This window comes from Gilliamella sp. Nev6-6 (genome assembly GCF_001690605.1).
Taxonomy (GTDB): Bacteria; Pseudomonadota; Gammaproteobacteria; order Enterobacterales; family Orbaceae; genus Gilliamella; species Gilliamella apicola_C.
The window spans coordinates 1-20,028 of sequence record NZ_LZHP01000018.1 but is presented as its reverse complement, the minus strand read 5'-3'; the positions used below and the strand labels follow the sequence as shown (position 1 = coordinate 20,028).

General features: G+C 35.4%; 14 protein-coding genes. 13 read left to right on the top strand and 1 reads right to left on the bottom strand.

The annotated features are described in order from the left end of the window. The first annotated feature begins 8 nt into the window (after positions 1 to 8). The 13 genes from A9G42_RS02655 (at position 9) to A9G42_RS02595 (ending at position 19,419) form a co-directional block, all read left to right on the top strand. The gene (locus A9G42_RS02655) at positions 9 to 3,035 is read left to right on the top strand and encodes a virulence factor SrfB (protein WP_065652567.1); all 3,027 of its coding nucleotides are present in this window, start codon (positions 9 to 11) and stop codon (positions 3,033 to 3,035) included. Then, entirely contained in the window at positions 3,032 to 5,704 is a 2,673-nt protein-coding gene (locus A9G42_RS02650) for a putative virulence factor (RefSeq protein ID WP_065652566.1), read from the top strand. Before A9G42_RS02655 ends, A9G42_RS02650 begins: the two co-directional genes overlap by 4 nt. A 113-nt stretch (positions 5,705 to 5,817) precedes the next feature. Then, positions 5,818 to 6,831 carry a hypothetical protein gene (locus A9G42_RS02645; RefSeq protein WP_065652565.1) on the top strand — a complete coding sequence of 338 codons (1,014 nt, stop codon included), beginning with the start codon at positions 5,818 to 5,820 and terminating at the stop codon, positions 6,829 to 6,831. A 12-nt stretch (positions 6,832 to 6,843) separates the two neighbouring features. After that, the gene (locus A9G42_RS02640; RefSeq protein WP_065652564.1) at positions 6,844 to 8,808 is read left to right on the top strand and encodes a vWA domain-containing protein; all 1,965 of its coding nucleotides are present in this window, start codon (positions 6,844 to 6,846) and stop codon (positions 8,806 to 8,808) included. Positions 8,809 to 8,812: 4 nt separating this feature from the next. After that, positions 8,813 to 9,529, top strand: coding sequence for an ABC transporter ATP-binding protein (locus A9G42_RS02635; RefSeq protein ID WP_065652563.1), 717 nt, complete (start codon positions 8,813 to 8,815; stop codon positions 9,527 to 9,529). Positions 9,530 to 9,532: 3 nt separating this feature from the next. Continuing rightward, the gene (locus A9G42_RS02630; RefSeq protein ID WP_065652562.1) at positions 9,533 to 10,756 is read left to right on the top strand and encodes an ABC transporter permease; all 1,224 of its coding nucleotides are present in this window, start codon (positions 9,533 to 9,535) and stop codon (positions 10,754 to 10,756) included. After that, positions 10,713 to 12,338, top strand: coding sequence for an SUMF1/EgtB/PvdO family nonheme iron enzyme (locus tag A9G42_RS02625; RefSeq protein ID WP_218837744.1), 1,626 nt, complete (start codon positions 10,713 to 10,715; stop codon positions 12,336 to 12,338). Before A9G42_RS02630 ends, A9G42_RS02625 begins: the two co-directional genes overlap by 44 nt. Next, positions 12,338 to 13,027 (top strand): hypothetical protein, encoded by a 690-nt coding sequence (locus tag A9G42_RS02620; RefSeq protein WP_065568395.1) that lies wholly within the window; start codon positions 12,338 to 12,340, stop codon positions 13,025 to 13,027. The genes A9G42_RS02625 and A9G42_RS02620 overlap by 1 nt, the downstream gene beginning before the upstream one ends. 2 nt (positions 13,028 to 13,029) lie before the next feature. Then, complete coding sequence (locus A9G42_RS02615) at positions 13,030 to 13,512, top strand: hypothetical protein (RefSeq protein ID WP_065652561.1); 483 nt, start codon at positions 13,030 to 13,032, stop codon at positions 13,510 to 13,512. Positions 13,513 to 13,570: 58 nt separating this feature from the next. Beyond that, positions 13,571 to 14,977, top strand: coding sequence for a VWA domain-containing protein (locus A9G42_RS02610; RefSeq protein WP_065652560.1), 1,407 nt, complete (start codon positions 13,571 to 13,573; stop codon positions 14,975 to 14,977). Positions 14,978 to 15,096: 119 nt separating this feature from the next. Continuing rightward, positions 15,097 to 16,482, top strand: coding sequence for a VWA domain-containing protein (locus A9G42_RS02605; protein ID WP_065652559.1), 1,386 nt, complete (start codon positions 15,097 to 15,099; stop codon positions 16,480 to 16,482). A 119-nt stretch (positions 16,483 to 16,601) separates the two neighbouring features. After that, a complete protein-coding gene (locus A9G42_RS02600) occupies positions 16,602 to 18,053 on the top strand; it encodes a VWA domain-containing protein (protein ID WP_065652558.1) in 1,452 nt (483 codons plus the stop codon). Between the two features lie 427 nt (positions 18,054 to 18,480). Next, on the top strand, positions 18,481 to 19,419 hold the full coding sequence (locus tag A9G42_RS02595; protein WP_065652557.1) for a hypothetical protein: 939 nt from the start codon (positions 18,481 to 18,483) through the stop codon (positions 19,417 to 19,419). 16 nt (positions 19,420 to 19,435) lie between these two features. Here the strand turns inward: A9G42_RS02595 and A9G42_RS02590 are convergent. Then, a partial coding sequence (locus A9G42_RS02590) for an IS3 family transposase (RefSeq protein ID WP_065652556.1) occupies positions 19,436 to 20,028 on the bottom strand: 593 nt, incomplete at its 5' end.

The following is a 20,028-nucleotide window of genomic DNA, read 5'->3' as shown; positions in this document are numbered from 1 at the left end:
GGTTGTATATGCTTCCAGAATTACGCAATTATGGTCAAGAAGTGACACTTATTATGAATAGCGGTATTCAGTTTCTTGACTTTGCTCTTAAAATTGATTGGAAAGATAACTATTGGCGCAATAGAGTTAATGGTAACTTTATTGATCCCTCCGAAAGTGGCGCACTGATTAGATTGATTGAAGATGTGGATAATGGTCAATTTTTTTCGCCAGATAATCCGACATTTGCCGTTAATCCAACACAAGAAATAAGTGTTGAGCAATCGTTAAAATTATACGACGGTATTTGGTTACCTGTGCCTGTTTTACGCTCAATACCGCCTGAACGCTTTGATAAAGGTCCTCATAACTGGAGCCGAGTTCGAATTGTTAGTATTCCTGAGGGGGAAGATCCCGATGGTAATACACATCGAATCACTTTTGCTTTTGATACAAAAGTGTTTGCTAATTTACAAGATGTGGCTTACCTTGCACCAACCGAAAATGATGTAATGACTGGCGCCGTATTTAGTTTAGCACATCGTTCAGATCACATTTCCTGGTATTTAGAACTAAAATGGATCACCAATTGGTTAATTGATCTTTTTCAAGAGTTGGCGGGAGATCCCCAGCGCTTAAAAATTCACAGAGATGATCTTAATATAGAGATGAAAAACAAAGCTTATTATGGTCATTATCTTAATATCATCCATTTACTTGCCGACTCATTACATTTACCAACAATTAAAATTGTCTCAAATACTAAAAATGATTTGGTGAAATCAATTCCTGTTGACATGATTTTAGATGTAGGAAACTCTCGCACTTGTGGGATTTTAATTGAAGATCATGTTCAAGATAAAGATAGTTTAAACCATCGTTATGAGCTTGAAATTCGGGATTTAACGCAACCAGAGCATATTTATAATGAACCATTTGAAAGCCGAGTAGAATTTTCCCAAACCTTTTTTGGTAAAGAGCATTTTTCTTTGCAAAGTGGGCGACGAGATACGTTTCGTTGGCCAAGTATTGTTCGTGTTGGTCAAGAAGCAAGCCGGCTTGCCAGTAGGCGGGAAGGTAATGAGGGGGCCACCGGGCTTTCAAGTCCAAAACGTTATTTGTGGGATCAAGATAAATACGAACAAGGTTGGCGTTTTAACTCTCATTATGTCAAAAGCGATCATGAACCGTTTGCAACCGCAGAGCCTTTTTCAAGTTTAATTAATGAATATGGGGAAGCGTTACACATTCTTAGCAATGATATTCAAGAAGAATATGATCGCAAAATGCCCGTTTTCCACCCAAAATATTCTCGCAGTTCTTTGATGACATTTATGCTCTGCGAAGTATTAATGCACGCATTAATGCAAATCAATAGTGTTGCCCAACGTAATAAACTTGAACATGCTAAAACATCGCGTAATTTACGTTCAATTATTTTAACGATTCCTCCAGCGATGCCTAAGCCTGAACAAGCAATATTCAAAAGCTGTGTATACCAAGCAATCGGCTTAGTTTGGAAAAGCCTTGGTTGGGATAGTTCAGATGATAATATTGACTTCAATAATCCAGAGCAATTAAAAAGTGTTTGGCCAAATATTCCTGAAGTTTATATTCAATGGGATGAAGCAACGTGCGGTCAAGTTGTGTACCTTTTTAATGAGACACAAAATAATTATAATGGACGTAGTGAAGAATTTATTGCTTCCATGATTCGCCCAGACAAAGAAAATAAACAAAAACTGACCATTGCAACGGTTGATATCGGCGGTGGTACAACCGATTTAGTCATTAATGATTATCAATTAGACTACGGCGTCAGTGCGCAAACCAATAGCAGTAATGCCTATATCGTACCCACACAACGTTTTCGTGATGGATTTAAAGTTGCTGGCGATGATATCTTGCTTGATATTATCCAAGATACCGTGTTAACGGCTTTAACAAATGGCTTAAAACAAGCGGGCATTGCTGACCCGAATCCAATTTTATCCACAATTATTGGTTCGCAACAACTATCTATACAAGATGCAGTATTGCGTCAGCAACTTACTTTACAGTTATTTACGCCTGTTGGCTTACAAATATTAAAAGCGTATGAGCTTTACGATCCGTTACACGCAGAACAACATGTGTATCGCTCTACCTTTAGGGAATTATTACACCATAACATTATGACGGATAACGTGCTTAGTTTTATTAATGATCCAATTAAGCGAGCATTAAACAATCCTGATTTTTCGGTACTTGATTTAACTATCGAAATTAACTTAAAACGTATTCATTATTTGTTTATTCGTGGTGATTATTACAATATTTGTAAAACCTTTGATGCACTATCGGAAATTATTAGCTGTTATCAATGTGATGTGCTTTTATTAACTGGTCGCCCTTCGCGTTTACCGGGTATTCAAAGTTATTTTCGATCACGGTTATCAATACCCGCTGGGCGAATTTTACCATTACATGGATATCACACTGGTAGTTGGTACCCATTCCATAAACAAGAACGTATTGATGATCCTAAAACGACAGCCGCAGTGGGAGCTATGCTGTGCTTTTTAAGCAAGAATTTACGATTACCTAATTTCTATTTTAGATCATCTAATATGGATTTATATTCAACTGTTAAATACATTGGGCTGCTAGATAATCTGAATATGATTAAAAAGGAAAATGTCTATTACCAAGATATTGACTTGGATAATCCTGATTATGATTTTCCTGAACTATCATTTGAAATTAGAGGAACCACAAGGCTTGGATTTAGGCAGCTTGAAGTTGACCGTTGGCCTGCATCGCCTATCTATATTTTGACAATTGAAAATAGTGACGTGGCTAAACGATTGAGTGCTGAAGGTGTGGTGTTACAAGTGACTTTAGGTATAAAGAACAAACAAAAAATGGTCGAAAATTTTTATATTAAAGATTTAAAAGCCTCTGATGGGCGGGCTTGTAATAAAAATCAGGATATTAAACTCAGCTTAAACACAATGGTTAACTCTGGTTTAATTAGTGCACAATATTGGCTTGATAGTGGAATGATAAAACGATGAATAACTTAAATGAACAACTTCCTAAATCTTGGGATCAGGTCTATCAAGCGTCCGCAAAGGCTATTGAATGGGTGCATCAAACCCGTCATTCATCCAAACGTTTAAATAGTGAAGCCGATAATTTAATTCTGGATTTGCGTCGTTTGCGTAATAGTGCAAAACGATTAGGTGATGTCTCTGCCAAATCTGTTGCAGTTGGTTTTTTTGGGTTATCACAAGCGGGCAAATCTTATCTTATTTCAGCATTAGCCGCTGGTGAAAATGGTAAACTTGAAACCATTGTGGATAATGAAGTTCTCGATTTTATCGATCACGTTAACCCAGTCGGAAGTGGCAAAGAGGCAACAGGCCTTGTTACCCGCTTTAGCCGTATTGCCAAAGGTGGCATACCTAACTATCCATTAGAATTGAAATTATTTAAAGAGATAGAAATTGTCAAAATCTTGATAAATGCTTACTTTAAGGATTTTGATCAACAAAAAGTCTCCAATAAAATTGAGTTAGTACAGCTAAATCAGTTGATTCAACGTTTAGAAACTAAAAAACAGACCAGTTATGTAGGCGGTGTTAACGAAGACGATATTGTTGATCTTTATGATTACTTATCTGAAAACTTTGGTAATTCCCTTGATGAGTTGAAAGGGGGATATTGGGAAAAAGTCATCCTCTTGCTCCCTTACTTACCAGTAGCTGAGCGAGGGGAGTTATTGGCTATTTTGTGGGGTGGGCTTGCTGAGCTCACTACAATTTATACTCAATTAGCCACAACACTATCGAGTTTAGGTCATGTTGAAACTGTGTATGCGCCACTTTCTGTATTAGTTAAAGATAATAATGGCACTAAATCACAAATTGACAGTATTATGAATGTTGATATTCTTGAACGATTGAACACTAATAAAGATTCATCAGTGACCATAACGCCGTTCAATGGAGTGCCGACAGATATCTCTTTAGCTCAACTGGCTTTTCTAACCGCTGAATTACTCTTCCCTTTAGTTAATAAAACCAGAGTGCCAACCTTTGAAAACGTCGATTTGCTCGATTTTCCTGGATATCGTGGTCGCTTAAACTTGGTTTCAGTTTCAGATGTTAAAGAAGGTAACCCTATTGCTCAGCTTTTATTGCGAGGCAAAGTTGCTTATCTTTTCGAAAAATACACAGATAGCCAAGAAATGAACGTGCTAGTTGTTTGCACACCGTCAGATAAACAATCTGATGTTAATGATGTGGGTCCCGTTCTTGAGCGTTGGATTGATAAAACTCAAGGTGAAACTGCTGAAAAAAGAGCCACTAAAAAAGCTGGTTTATTATGGGCGATCACTATGTTTGATAAACGCATTGGTACCTCATTAACACTATCAGAAGATAATCTTAAAAATAGTTGGGGTAAAGGTGGTTTGCTACAACAAACTATTTTAGAACGCTTTGGTAGTTATGATTGGCTAAGTAACTGGTCCAACGAGCATAAATTTAATAATGTCTTTTTAGTTCGCAAACCTGGATTTGATGTGCCATTTTTAAATGTCGATTCAAAAACTTGCCAAGAACAAGCTTATAATGAAAATTATCAAGATAAAATGAATGTATTAAGAAGCACATTTATTCAAAATAGTGATATTAAAGAATATGTTTTTCAGCCAGAGGAAGCGTGGGATGCTATGCTAAAACTCAATGATGGCGGTATAGGGCGAATTAGTCAATACTTAGAACAAGTTGCTATAACTGAAGTTAAACAACAGCGGATTGTTGAACAGCTTAATGAAAAAATTGATTACATTATTAATATGCGTTTTGATACTTGGTATCAAGCAGATAGTAATGAAGAGCTCGTTAAGAAAAAACAAGTTATCGCTAATGTTGTTAAAGAACTACAAAATAAAGCATTATTATTGGGCGAACTACTTAAAACGTTTGAATTACCTGATCAAACAATTCGAGCACTTTATCATTCTAATACGATAGAAAATGAAACACAGCAAGATAGTAATGATAATTTGTTAGATAATTTATCAAATGATTTCGGATTAAATGCGGATTTTGAACTATTTTCTGATGTGAATTCATCGTTAACTACCAAACAAGCAACTATATTAACAACAGAATCAAAGTTTGCAAAAACGGTTTTTTCGGCATGGTTAGAGCATTTAAGAAATATCGTTTTAGATAAACATATTTTACAGTTTTTTGGAATTACTCAAAAATCACTTTCTTTTATTATAGAAGAACTTATTACTGCTGCGAATCGCATGAAACTTGAAGCAAGTTTAAGTGAGCATATTTTGAATAATGAAAATATGGGTAGTAAACGTGATGATCTTGAGTCTAGGCAAATCAGTACTATTCATAATTTACTGGCAGACTTTATTGCTTGGTTAGGTTTTATTCAAGGTCAAGTAACTGATATACCAATGAGCAAAGTTAATCAAGGTAAGCCAATATTTTCTTCACCATTAAGTGAATTTAATGTTCAATCATCGCATTCATTACCAAAGCTAGACGATAATACTAAAAATTATTCTCAGTATGCGATCTTTGATTGGTTTATTGCATTTGCGGTGCTTGCGCAAGAAAATGTAGGCCACCATGCAGGGCGAGAAATTAGTCAAGAACAAAATAGTCGATTAGGCGAAATTCTTGGCTTTTTCAAGCAATCGCAGATTAATTAAAAATAAATAATAACGTATTGAATAAATATAGTAAATGAGCCTTTTTGAATAAAAGTCTTATCACTCGATAGAGTGAATGATGCTCAAAATTTGGGTGTAAAATAGAGGATATCATGGCATTAAGAATTGAATTAGATGGTTATAAACCCGGTGTTGCGAAGTTTTTAGCTCAAAAATGGAAAGGCAGTTCTGAAATTGATATGCTTATACAACGTAATCAGGATGGGTACTATTTATCTGATTTGAATCAGTGGGCTCCTGAAAAAAGCTGGCATACAGTTGAAAATATGTCTGTAGATAATGAACAGCTAACAGGGCAAGTCAGTGAATGGTTGGTTGACACTTTGTTGTCACAAGGAAATCAGGTTCGTTTTCTTATACAAATTCGTGATAAACAAAATGAGAATTATATTGATGGCGGGGTTGTTAGTATTGCTGACACCGTGTTTGCATCAACGGCATTAAATGTGCAGGTAGCATTACCTAATGACGAACAAGTTATAGCAAAACCTGAATTAGCAAACGAATCTACTGTTGAAGAAGAGACGCCATTAATTGAAGAGTCCAGCATGGATACTGAGAAGACAATGCTGGCTGAACCTGTTGAAGCGGAAACAATATCAGAGCCTGAACCTGAAATACCGCTTGAATCGGTTAAATCGAAAAGTCGCTTAGGATTAATCGTTGCTATTATAATTGGTTTTATGATGTTAATCGGGATTGCTCTTGCTACTTGGTATTTTTTCTTTTTCAAAAAGCAATCACAACCAATAACACCGGTGCAAATTAGTGCCCAATGTAGTTTAAATAATGGTTTTACCAATGACTTAACTTTTATTCAACAATGTTTACAAACCAAGCCAGAAGTTGATGCAATTATTCAGATAATAACTGAAGCTAAAAAAGCTGAAAAATGTAATATTGCTCAACGATTATATGCAAATCAAGCTCAGCAAAATGCGAAGATTGCTATACTTTATGCTAAAGAGTACGACGAGAAGTTTTATGAAAATAATAGTTGCTTTAAAGCAGATAAAGAAACCGCTATTTATTGGTATGAAACATCTTTGAATCATGATCCTGATAATACCTTAGCCAAAAATCGCTTAGCTGAATTGCAAAAATAGTGAGGAAAGGATATGAAAAAAATAGCAATTTCAAAACTCGTTATTGGTCTAAGCCTCGCTTGTGTACCTTGGATAGCTTCGGCAGCTGAACCGCTCAAACAAGAAGGTAAAAAAACCTTATATCAGCGTGTATTAAGCACACCAACGTGTGAATTAAAAAATAATATTACGGATCCTACCGGCAAATCTGTGCCAGCATTTTCACGCTATTATGTTTATGAACGTAAAAACGACAATAATCAGCAATGGCTTAAAGTTGGGCCTGATTCTTATGGAAAAGCGATAGGTTGGATTAATAATTCATGTGCAGTTGCTTGGAATATGCAAATGGCATTAGTTTTTACAAACCCTGTTGATCGTGATCCTTTGTTATTTTTCAAAGATAAGGCTGCATTAACCGCTATTGTTGATGCTGATAAGCCAGAGGTTTTATTAAAGCCTATTCGTGACAAGTTAAAAGCCAATAAGCCAGCTTCAGATGTGGTTGCTCAAGAGCCTAAAGAGTTTGTTGATTTTAAAAGTAACTTCTATTTATTACCTATTTTACAAGGTGAAGAGGTTATGAATGGGCAAGGTTTTTATGAGCGAGTGCTAGAAGTAGCATCAGTAAGTAAACAGGATTCATTGGTAAAAAATAATACAAAACCAGCTAATGGCCAAACTACTGATGATAGCACTAATCAAGTTGCTCCATTTAAAGCCGCCATTGTGTTTGTTATTGATTCCACTATTTCAATGGATCCTTATATTTCAAGAACTAAAGAAGCGGTAACGCGAGTTTATCAGCACATTGAAAAAGAAAATTTACAAGATCAAGTTAAATTTGGATTGGTTTCATTTCGATCGAGTTTAAAGGCCTCGGATAAACTTGAATTTGTTTCTAAACTTTTTGCCGATCCCAATAAAGTAAAAGATAAAGAGGATTTTAAACAGCTAAGCGCTTCGCTTAAACAAGCTTCTGTATCAACCGCATATTTTGCCGAAGATTCTTATGCTGGGGTCGCTCAAGCATTAAATGATATTAATTGGAATAGCTTTGGCGCGCGTTACATGATTTTGATAACAGATGCTAGTGCAATTCCCGGTGATGATAAACTTTCTAGTACAGGAATGGATGCTGCGCAATTAAGACTTGAAGCTCAGCATAAGGGCGTAGCTATTTACGCACTACATTTAAAAACGCCAAGTGGTGAAAAAGATCATCAGATTGCTGCAACGCAATATTCGGATCTAACTTATAATGATTTCATTCATAAATCGCTTTATTATCCTGTTAATGCGGGAGATGTACATCAGTTTGGCCAAAAAGTTGACTTGCTGGCAAAAGCCTTATCAGAACAAGTTAAGCTTGCGTATAAAGGCGAGGCTTCTGTCGGCAATGCACTTAATGCAAAAGATGATAATTCTGACATGTTAAAAGATGCATTGCTACTCAGTAAGGCCATGCAGTTAGCTTATTTAGGCGATACCAAGGGGACTAAAGCGCCAACCGTTTTTAAAGCCTGGATTGCAGATAAAGATTTCGCTAAACCGACGATTCCAACAGCGGAGCCTCGTATATTATTAACTAAATCGCAACTTAGTGATTTGAGTGATATTGTCAGCAAAATTGCTAATGCGGCTAATGATGGGTTAATTTCAGCCGATGATATGTTTTCCCAGCTTCGCTCTGTTGCTGCTGCGATGGGGCAAGATCCAAGTAAATTAAAATCAGATTCGGTGACCAAAATTGCTGACTTAGGTCTGCTTGGTGAATATCTAGATAACATTCCATATAAAAGTGATGTGACAGGGCTTGATCAAGATACTTGGAAAAGCATGAGCGGACTTGAGCAAGAAAAATTTATCCGTAATTTAAATAGTAAAATTCGTTACTATAAAAAATGCAATGCCGATGTCGATCGTTGGATTTCATTAGCCGAAGGTAGCGACCCTCGCGAAAATGTTTATCCTATCCCATTAGAAATGTTGCCTTAGACATATGTTAACTATTAAGCAGTTATCTATTTTACGCTCAACAGGTAAATCCTTTTTTAGTGTTTGCCTGCCTGAGCTAACCGTCAAAGCTGGTGAAGTTGTTGTTATTCAGGGCGATAGTGGTGCAGGCAAAAGCACATTACTTGAAATGGTAGGAATGATTTTAAAACCAGATGAAATTAGCCACTATAAATTGATTGTTGATAATTATGCAATCGACATTGCAACGCTAATCGAGCAAAACCAGCTTGATAAGCTGGCTGATATTCGAGCTCAGTATTTGGGTTTTATGTTACAAACAGGTGGATTACTGCCTTTTTTGACTGTTCGTGATAACATTTTATTATCATTGAAGTTATTACAAAAAAAAGTGGATAACAGCCGGTTTGATTATTTAGTGCAAAAACTTAAAATTGACCATTTGCTAAATAAATATCCTAAACAGTTATCTATTGGTGAAAGGCAACGTGCTTCTTTTATTCGTTCCATTATTCATAAACCGGCGTTATTACTTGCCGATGAGCCAACCTCGGCATTGGATCCCTATAATGCAAGTTTACTTTTTGATTTAATTATTGAGCAAGCTCAGCAAGACAATATTGCTGTGATGATTGTAACGCACGATTGGCAACGCATTGCAAGCAAAGGGTTATTTACTTTATCAGCTAACTTAATTTCCCCTCAATCCTCAGTATTTTTACCATTACAAGATAAGGTGTAAAAAATGACTAAAGCAATATTAAAATGGTTACTTGTTACTCGCTTATCTTTAGCTGACTTATGGTATGACAAAAAAGTTTCGTTTTGTATTATCGCCTCGGTGATCTCAGTGATTACGCCATTATTATTGTTATTTAGCTTAAAATATGGTGTGGTTTCTCAACTTAGAGAACAATTACTTAATGATCCACAAAATTTAGAAGTCAAAATCGTTGGTAATTTACAATTCACGAGTGAAATGTTTGAGTGGATAAAAAAACAGCCTGAAACGGCTTTTGTTATTTCTCTAACACGCTCATTAAATACACAAGCTGATTTAATGAAAGATGCGAGTCATTTTGTGAATAATGCCGAAATTATTCCTACGGCTACAGGTGATCCAATAACAGAAGCTACGCCTTTGCTTAATAATAAAAATCAAATTATATTAAGTGCATTATCGGCAGAAAAAATGCAAGCAACTATCGGTAGTCGTGTGAAAATGGTGATAACAAGGCAGCTTGATGGAAAACTGGAAAAAGGCATAACCACATTAGATGTGGTAGGTATTATTCCCGAGAGTCGTTATAGTCGAGCAGCTGCTTTTGTTTCTTTAGATTTACTTATTGCCATGGAAGATTTTTATGATGGCTACCAAAGTGATATTTTTTTAACGTCTACTGGGCAATCAAATCCACCAAAACATACTTCATTTGCGCGAGCCCGTATTTATGCCAATTCACTAGATAATGTCGCCCCATTAGCGTTTAAATTACGAGAAAAAAATATAGAAACGCGTACACAAGCTAACGCGATTGAAAACATGCAAGCAATCGATCGAGTGCTCAATTTTATTTTTAGTGTCATTGCAATTACAGCTGTTTTAGGGTGTATTTTGTCATTTACAGGGGCATTTTTATCGAATATTGAACGTAAACGTAAAGATATTGCCTTTATGCGATTACTTGGATTTCGTTCAAAAAGCATTATGCTTTATTTAATCAATCAAGCAATGATTTTAAGTTGTTTAGCTTTTGTTATCTCTTGTGTGCTTTTTGGATTAGGAAATAGTGCCTTTAATTTAGTTTTAGGTAAAAATTTGATTTCACAATCCGTGGTGAGTCAATTACAATTTTATCATCTTATCGTTGCTTTTTTACTGACTTTATTTATATCAAGCGGCGTTGTGGTTATAGGAGGGCGACGTGCTATTAAAATTCAACCAGCAGAAAGCTTACGTGAAGCATAGTTATCCCCAATGTATTCGATTGGCTTATTGGGGATTGGCTACAATAAGCTTACTTCCCTCATTAAGCTTTGCTGAGCCTTGGGACAGTAAATTTTATAATCCCAAACCAGCCAAAGATGATGTCATTTTACCCATGCCGTGTGATGGTAGTTTAGTGATGAAAAAGGTATTTACTCCTACCAATAAATCGTTAGATGATGTCAAAGTTATTTTAGGAAGTAATCAAAAAGAGCTTGGTTTTGCTGAATATGCGACACCCAACTATATAGCAGGAAGTTTTTCTGATGCAGGTAAAGAACGGTACTATTTGATAGGTAAATATGAAATTACCGTATTGCAATATCAATCTGTAATGAATGACACCTGCCCAATACCTAAAGTGAACCTCTCTTTTCCTATCACTGATATTAGTTGGTTTGATGCTATAGCTTTTACAAATAAATATAATCGTTGGTTAATTGAAAATCGGTCAAAGCTAAAATCAATTAGTTTGCCTAATGGTTATGTCCGTTTACCGAATAATACCGAATGGGAATATGCTGCACGAGGTGGTTCGAAAGTAACCGAATCAGAATTTCGTGAATCACGGTTCCCAATGACGGGTAATCTTGAAAATTACGCGTGGTTTTCTGGTGCCAAGTCAGCTAATGGAAAATTACAACTTATTGGACGGCTTGAACCTAATCCGTTAGATTTGTTTGATATCTTAGGTAACGCAAGCGAAATGATGTTTGATTCGTTTCGAATGAATAAACTCGATCGCTATCATGGCCAACAAGGCGGTATGACGGTTCGTGGTGGTAGTTATTTGACACCTGAATCATCAACTACCAGTGCTTTTCGTACCGAAAAACCTTTTTATGATGATAAAGGTGCTTATAAGAGTAAAGATGTTGGGTTTCGTTTGGTTTATACAACAGAAGTGATTAATTCTAGTGATAAAATCAAAGAGTTAGAAAAAGAATGGAACCAATTAGGTAGCGAAACGGAAAGCTCAGAAAATGCTAATGTTGTTAGTGAGCTTGAAAAAATCACCAAACAAGTGGAAGACGAGAAAACAAAAAAAGAATTAAATCAACTTAATACACTGTTACGTAGTGCTAACCAAGCTCGTGATGAACAACGAGATCGATCCATTCAGTCAGCATTACAGTTAGGTGCATTTTTGTGTGCGAATGTTTCAGATTTAAGCAGTAAATTTGAGTATAATGACAATTTATATAGAACAATGGCTAATGAAGTTTGTGATCCAAAAGAAAGCGATACTTTAGATGATGACAATATGTGTTCAAAAGTGAAGCTAGATAATTTGAAACAAGTTGTTGATGAGTCTAAAAATGCTCGGGACTTTATATTGAAATATTATTCCGATACTATTGTTAATACTGCGTCAAATTACGAGAAAATTACTATTAATGATCAAGTTAACTCTACTCAATTTATTTTAGAAAATAGTGGCAAAGCTAATATGAGTGACTATTTAAAACTCTATTTCAAACATATTAATCAATATATTGAATCGGGGAAAATTGCGAGATCAGCTTGGCTACAAACATGCAATGAAATAAAAGGAAAAAAATGATGAATAAAATTATAGTAACGCTGTTTTTGTGTGTATCGCTTATTTTAACTGGCTGCCAAGGCGGAGGAGGAGTCAGCTCTAGAAATGCCGACCCTGCTTTAACAAAAAGTAACACAGCTAAGTTTTTTAGTAAATCAGCATGGCAGTCTTGTGCTGTTGGCGCGGGTTTAGGCGGTATTGGTTGTATGTTAGCAGGTGGAAAAGCTGGCGTTTGTATTGCATCAGCTGCGGTTGGTTGTGGTGTGATGATGGGCGCTAACTATTATCTTGACAGTAAACGAGCAGAATATGCTAATGCCGAAATGCGCCTTGATGTTTACATCCAAGACATTCAACAAAATACTTACGAAGTTCAAGCAGTAACCGAAACAGCTAAAGCTGTGTTGGATAAAAATTTAGCGACTCTTAAAGTGTTAAATAATCAAATCAAAAAAGATACGTTAAACAAAAGACAAGCTAAAAATGATTTAACGCAAATTGATGCTAATATTGCCTACTTAAATGATAAATTAAAACGCATGAGAAAAGTTGAAAATGACTGGGTTTTAATCTCTTCTCAAGAACAACAATCAGGCGTTAATGTATCAAAACTCGATAAACAAATAAGTCAATTACATAAACAAATTACAGTACTTGAAAATCAAATTAATCTTGTTACACAACAACGTTCAGCAGTTAAGGTTAGCTAATTATGAAAAAAACACATCTTCTATTACTTAGCCCGCTTATTTTTTTAGCTGGTTGCTCAACAACTCCCGAACAGTGCGATCCGACTAATGCTAACATTGGTATTATGGATAAAATTAGCTGTAATTATTCAGGAAATTACCAAGCTCGGATCGATCAGAAAAAGCAAATTCTGGAAAATGAAGTAAGAGCCAATCAGCAATTTAAAGAAATCTATGCGGCAATTGAAAAACAAAAAAACGATACCTCATTAAGTGTTAAACAAAAACAAGCGCAACAACAAAAATTGAAAAATGATTTAACTAAATTAACAAACGAAGTTAAACAAAAGGCTAAAGGTCGTGATGATCTACAAGCTCAAGTTAAAGACATTGAACAGCAACTAAAAAAAGCTAACAACTCAAATAATTCACAAATTGAAAAGCAAGTTGAGTTAGAAACGTTAAACAAAAAACTTCAACAGTTGCAAAAGGCATTAAATATATAAATTTTTGTTTAATCGCTTTTTTATAACAGTAGAAGAAATAAAAGGAAACAGTTACGCAATGCAGCGAATAGCAAGATTTATGTGTGATCATAATAATTCCGAAAAGATGTCTTTATTAGATCAATATAATTCTTTGTTAGCGCTGCTAGAGCCACATTTAGCCGAGCGTACTTTTTCAATTTTAGCTATACCGAGATTGATTAACGATAATCAATATATTGGTTGGTATACCCTTTTAGAAGGGCAAGCTGTCTTATTGAGTGAGATTTGTAATCAATCACAGAAAAGTAAGATAGAAAAAACATTGCAAGATCGTATTAACGATATCGAAGCAGTGGTTAAGTCAATGCCAATAACTGCTGAGCAGCAAGGATTTATTTCATCATGGTTACCTAGAATTAAAAGCTTAGGTAACCCTATTTATGTTATTAATGACGAACCCGTTATCATTAATAACTTTGAAGATCCGATTTTGCCTCCCGCGCCACCTCCTGTTATTCCACCAAAACCATTTTGGCGCTGGTGGCATTTTTTACTTTTAGCTTTATTATTGCTTGGTTTGTTTGGCCTCCTTTTGTATCTATTTTGCCCATATGAAAAACAAAAGCCTGCGGCTCAAGTTGCTGAACCAGCCATTACTCAACCAGTAGAAGAAAAGAAACCAGAACCTGTTGTGGAACCCCGCAAAGAAGAAGTTGAACCAGTTGTAAAATCAACATCAGAGTCAACTTCAGAACCAACTTCAAAGCCAACGGTCGTTGCACCTAAGAGCTGTATCGCCCGTGAAGAGATTGTCAGTAACAGTGACGCACCTAAAATGGTTATGATATTTGATAATTCAGCATCAATGATGTTTACATTGATGGAGTCTCAAGCAGCTATTAATAAATTCTTGAATACAGATGATTTAATGTCGCCAGAAGAAGCCGAGGCTTATATAAAACGCATGACACGCCTGCCTAATCGGTTATCAAGTAGTAAAAAAGTAGCATTAGCAAGCATTGATAAAATACAAGCAAACGTTGATATTGCATTAGTCACACTCTCATCTTGTCCTGTAGCACAAACTACACCGTTTTATAGTTATGACAATAGAAGTAAGTTAAAAAATAAAATTAACAGGTTAAAACCACTAGATAATAACAGCGCAACGCCATTATATAGTGGCATAAAGCAAGCCAGCAAAATGCTTGATGGTGTAAACCGTGATGATTACATATTAGTGATTAGTGATGGCCAAGACAATTGTACCAAAGCTAATATTTGTTCGTTAGCGAGCAAAATAGCCACTCAACAACCGCGTTTAAAGATAAATATTGTGGATATTGCTGGGAAGCATAAAATTGATTGTGTAGCTAATAAAACTGGCGGTAAAGTCTATGTAGCTCAAAGCCCAGCACAGATAGTTGCACAAATGAATAGCGCCGTTTCAAGTATGAATATTAGCAAACCGCTATGCGAATAATTATTTTTAAATGATGCTATATAAATGTATATAGCATCATTTGTATTTCTGTTTATGGGCCTGTTTCAAAATGAGTACAGTTTTAGTATAAAATTAAACTATAAGGGATTAAATTAATAATGCAGCGAATAACTCGGATAGCTTTTGAACACCATGATTCCGAAAAGATGTCTTTATTAGATCAATATAACTCTTTGTTAGCGCTGCTAGAGCCACATTTAACTGATCGTACTTTTTCAATTTTAGCTATACCGAGATTGATTAACGATAATCAATATATTGGTTGGTATACTCTTTTAGAAGGGCAAGCTGTCTTATTGAGTGAGATTTGTAATCAATCACAGAAAAGTAAGATAGAAAAAACATTGCAAGATCGTATTAACGATATCGAGTCAGCAGTTAAGTCAATGCCAATAACTGCTGAGCAGCAGGGATTTATTTCATCATGGTTGCCTAGAATTAAAAGCTTAGGTAACCCTATTTATGTTATTAATGATGAACCCGTTATCATTAATAGCTTTGAAGATCCGATTTTGCCTCCCGCGCCACCTCCTATTATTCCACCAAAAACATTTTGGCGCTGGTGGCATTTTTTACTTTTAGCTTTATTATTGCTTGGTTTGTTTGGGCTCCTTTGGTATTTATTTTGCCCATATGGAAAACAAAAGCCTGTGGCTCAAGTTGCTGAGCCAGCCATTACTCAACCAGTAGAAGAAAAGAAACCAGAACCTGTTGTTGAACCTCGCAAAGAAGAAGTTGAACCAGTTGTAAAATCGACATCAGAGCCAACGGCCATTGCACCTAAAAATTGTGTTGCTCGTGAAGAGATTGTCAGTAACAGTGATGCACCTAAAATGGTTATGATATTTGACAATTCAGCATCAATGTCATTGACGCTGATGGAATCTCAAGATTCTATTAATAAATATTTGAACACTGATTTCTATTCAATGTCGCTAGAAGACGCTGATGCCTATGAAAAACGCATGACACGCCTGCCTAATCGGTTATCAAGTAGCAAAGAAGTTGCATTAGCAAGCATTGATAAAATTCAAGCAAACGTTAATATAGCATTAGTTACACTCTCAGCTTGCCCTGTAGCACAAACTACACCGTTTTATAGTTATGATAATAGAAGTAACTTAAAGAATAAAATCAACAAGTTAAAACCACTAGATGATAACAGCGCAACACCATTATATAGTGGGATAAAACAAGCCAGCAAAATGCTTGATGGCGTAAACCGTGATGATTACATATTAGTTATTAGTGATGGTCAAGACAATTGTACCAAGGCTAATATTTGTTCGTTAGCGAGCAAAATCGCTACCCAACAGCCACGTTTAAAGATAAATATTGTGGATATTGCTGGGCAACATAAAATTGATTGTGTGGCAGAGCAAACTGGTGGTGAAGTTTATGTAGCTCAAAGCCCAAAACAAATAGTTGAACAAATGAACAATGCTGTTTCAAGTATGAATATTAGCAAACCGCTATGTGAATAATTATGTTGAAATAATATTATATAAATGCATATAGCATTAATTGTATTTCTGCTTATGAGCATGTTTTAAAATTAATGTAGCTTTAGTGTAAAGGTAAAATGTAAGGGATTAAATTAGTAATGCAACGAATAACTAGAACTGTCTTTGAACATAATAATTCAGAGAAGATTTCTCTACTAAACCAATATAAATCCTTACTACTATTACTAAAGTCACATTTAACTGATCGTACGTTTTCAATTTTAGCAACACCAAAGTTAATTGATAACAATAAATATATTGGCTGGTATACTAATCTTGAAGGTCAACCTGTTTTACTTGATAGTATTGCTAATGAATCACATAAAAATCAAATAGCTAAGAAATTACAAACACGTATTAATGATATTGAACAAGCTGTTAAATTGATGATCTTAAGCGATGAAGATCAGCGTTTAATTTCGTTTTGGCTTCCAAGAATTAAGAGTTTAGGTAATCAGATTTATGTTATAAATGAAGATCCTGTTATTATTAATGCCTTTGAAGAGCCTGTTATGCCCGCACCGGCTCCTGTTATTGTGCCTAAACCATTTTGGCGTTGGTGGCATTTTTTACTTTTAGCTTTATTACTGCTTGGTTTGTCTAGTTTCCTTTGGTATTTATTTTACCCCTTTGATAAAGAAAAAGCAGTTGCCCCTCAGCAGCCAGCGCCAGTTATTTCATCATCTGTTGAAACAAAACAAGTAGAACCTAAAACAGAGCCAGTTGTTGAACCACAAGATCTTTTGCCGACATCAGAACCTGCGCCAATTGTAACATCTGAGCCTAAACCAGAGACAGTGCCTGTACCTGAGCCAGCACCAAAGGTAAAAAATCCACCTAACTGTATAACCAAAGAAGAGATGAATAAAGATCCTAATCCATCTAAAATGGCAATTGTGTTTGATAATTCATTATCCATGACGGTGACATTGAATGAATCGCCATCAGAAGTGGAGCAATATTTTCAATATTTGACTTATGGTTATAGGAATATGTCCGAGCAGGAAAGAATCCAATACGAAAAGCGAATGACGCGCTTACCAACTCGTTTATCAAGTAGTAAGAGTGTGGCTACATCAAGCATTGATAAGATACAACCGAACATTGATATCTCGCTTGTGACACTAACAAATTGCCCAGCAGCATATGTTTCGCCATTTTATAATTATGCTAACCGAGGAACACTAAAGCGTAAAATTAAAAAATTAACACCAACTGCAGCAGGAGGGGGAGGGACACCTTTATATAACGGGCTAGAAAAAGCCAGCAAAATGTTAGATGGTGTAAAACGTGATGACTATATACTTATTATTAGTGACGGCGAAGATAATTGTACAAAAAATAACATTTGCACCTTAGCGAATTATATTGCTACGCAAAAGCCTAGGTTAAAAATTAATATCGTTGATATTGCCGGTGAACACAAAATAGACTGTATTGCTAATGCCACTGGTGGCAAAGTTTACATTGCTCAAAGTCCAAAAGATATGATCAAACAGATGAATAAAGCGGTTTCAAATTTGAAAATTAATAGACCAGTATGTCAATAAAAAAACACAAAAAATAGTGGATTTATTAGCTAATTTATTGATATAGATTATTGATAATTATGCTATCATCTATTTTTTATTTATAAATTATTAAGCGTTATCACAAGATCTAAGTAAAAATTTTCACAACTTGATTTAGCGTTTAATATTTAGTTTTGTCAGCTATTCATTCGGTACACTTCGTGTTTGTTCCAAATTATTCAAAAAGCATAAATATTGGCTAATACTATTTGTTCATTAGTCATTTAATTTTTTATGCGGGACCATTCTTAACAAATCCTTACAAATATTTTAATCGCAAAAGTGGTCAATTTTTTTTCAAACGTTATAATTCAGGTGATAACAAATTAATTTAACTTATTTTACTAGCAAAAAGTTATAACAGAGTTAAATAAAACAGATAAGTAATTGAGGAAAGGAGTATTTTGTGCATTACCGCGATAGAACGCAGCAGCTTTATGTTTTAAATCTATTAAATCACTATTGTAGACAGGTTTTCTCGTTCACTTCATTAATATTAGTAAAATTCCCTATAACATTATCCCTGTTATTGCTATTGCCGTTTTCGTTCGATTCTCAGGCATTATCAGCTACCACAACAAACACGATTCAAGGTAGTGCGCCTTATTTAACGTTTAATAACGGTAAAACAAAAGTGATAAATACAGAAGATTTATTAGCTATTACCTTATCAGATGGCACTACCATTACTCCAATTACTAATACTTCAGCAACAAACCCAATCGTACTTCCTCGTGTTGGAGAGACTTTTGCTGATGTTGACATGTTAGTACCATCAACAACTGATACGATAGAGTTAAAAGCACTTATTGATGCGCCTTATTATTATTGGGGTGATGATGATGGTGATGGGCAGGAGGTTAATGGCGTAACGGCTATGGGTAGCTTAACCGTTAATATTACAGATAAAAATAATCAGGTAGTTGGTCGCGCTGATACTTTAGATATTGCTAGAGCGCCTTATAAAGTAGTGTTAAGTAATACAAATAGTAGTTTAAGTACCCAGTATGGTGTACCTAATCGTAGTACTTTTAACGCTGGCACAGTGACTTACTACATCATTCCAAAATCATCACCAGCCGTTCTTTATGCTAAGCCTAATTTGAGGCTTGGCGGAAATAATGAACCAGGCTTTAATGGGTGGAAATTTGCTGGTCCAGCTAATATTTGGCAGCCAAACAGGGGCTTTCTTCCTCAATCTATAATACCGACATCATATAACCTTAACTTCCCAACCACGGGCGCAAATGGCCTATATTTTGATTTAGATATATCGGAAGGTACCCAATTGACTTGGCCTTCCATTACCTATGAGGGAATAACGTGGTATGTCCACACTTTTTAGTACCAAAAAGATAAGGTCATAGATTCATTTTATATTCAATGGGTGACTGGTAATTTAAAGATGAATGAAGCCTATTGTAATTAAACCAATCCACATAGTGATTAAATTGCAACCTGAGTTGTTCAAGTGAATCAAAAATCGTGTTTGACACAAATTCAGTTTTCACCGCTTTAAATGTTGCTTCAGCAACAGCATTATCATAAGGGCATCCCTTATGGCTTAATGAACGCTCAATGCCAAATTCCTTTAAACATTCATCAAGGAGATGATTATCAAATTCTTTTCCTCTATCTGAATGAAATAACTCAACTGAATTTAAGTTAATAGGGATTTGGCTGATAGCATCCATAACCAGTTGAGCATTTTTATGTTTTCCAGCACTTCGTCCCACGATTTCTCGATTGCTTACATCAATAATCACACAAAGGTAATGCCATTGTTGTTTTACTCTCACATAAGTTAAATCAGTCACTAACACTTTTCGTTGTTGGCCTACGGTAAACTCACGATTAAGTTGATTACTTACTGTTGATTCGTTGCTTTGTTCTGTATTAGCACGATATTTTTTACAGGTATATTTTGATACTAATCCGTTTTCTTGCATGATTC

Excerpts from the sequence above, each read along its gene's own strand:
- A9G42_RS02655 (WP_065652567.1), top strand. The coding sequence starts at position 9 with ATGCTTCCAGAATTACGCAATTATGGTCAAGAAGTGACACTTATTATG.
- A9G42_RS02650 (WP_065652566.1), top strand. The coding sequence starts at position 3,032 with ATGAATAACTTAAATGAACAACTTCCTAAATCTTGGGATCAGGTCTAT.
- A9G42_RS02645 (WP_065652565.1), top strand. The coding sequence starts at position 5,818 with ATGGCATTAAGAATTGAATTAGATGGTTATAAACCCGGTGTTGCGAAG.
- A9G42_RS02640 (WP_065652564.1), top strand. The coding sequence starts at position 6,844 with ATGAAAAAAATAGCAATTTCAAAACTCGTTATTGGTCTAAGCCTCGCT.
- A9G42_RS02635 (WP_065652563.1), top strand. The coding sequence starts at position 8,813 with ATGTTAACTATTAAGCAGTTATCTATTTTACGCTCAACAGGTAAATCC.
- A9G42_RS02630 (WP_065652562.1), top strand. The coding sequence starts at position 9,533 with ATGACTAAAGCAATATTAAAATGGTTACTTGTTACTCGCTTATCTTTA.
- A9G42_RS02620 (WP_065568395.1), top strand. The coding sequence starts at position 12,338 with ATGAATAAAATTATAGTAACGCTGTTTTTGTGTGTATCGCTTATTTTA.
- A9G42_RS02615 (WP_065652561.1), top strand. The coding sequence starts at position 13,030 with ATGAAAAAAACACATCTTCTATTACTTAGCCCGCTTATTTTTTTAGCT.
- A9G42_RS02610 (WP_065652560.1), top strand. The coding sequence starts at position 13,571 with ATGCAGCGAATAGCAAGATTTATGTGTGATCATAATAATTCCGAAAAG.
- A9G42_RS02605 (WP_065652559.1), top strand. The coding sequence starts at position 15,097 with ATGCAGCGAATAACTCGGATAGCTTTTGAACACCATGATTCCGAAAAG.
- A9G42_RS02600 (WP_065652558.1), top strand. The coding sequence starts at position 16,602 with ATGCAACGAATAACTAGAACTGTCTTTGAACATAATAATTCAGAGAAG.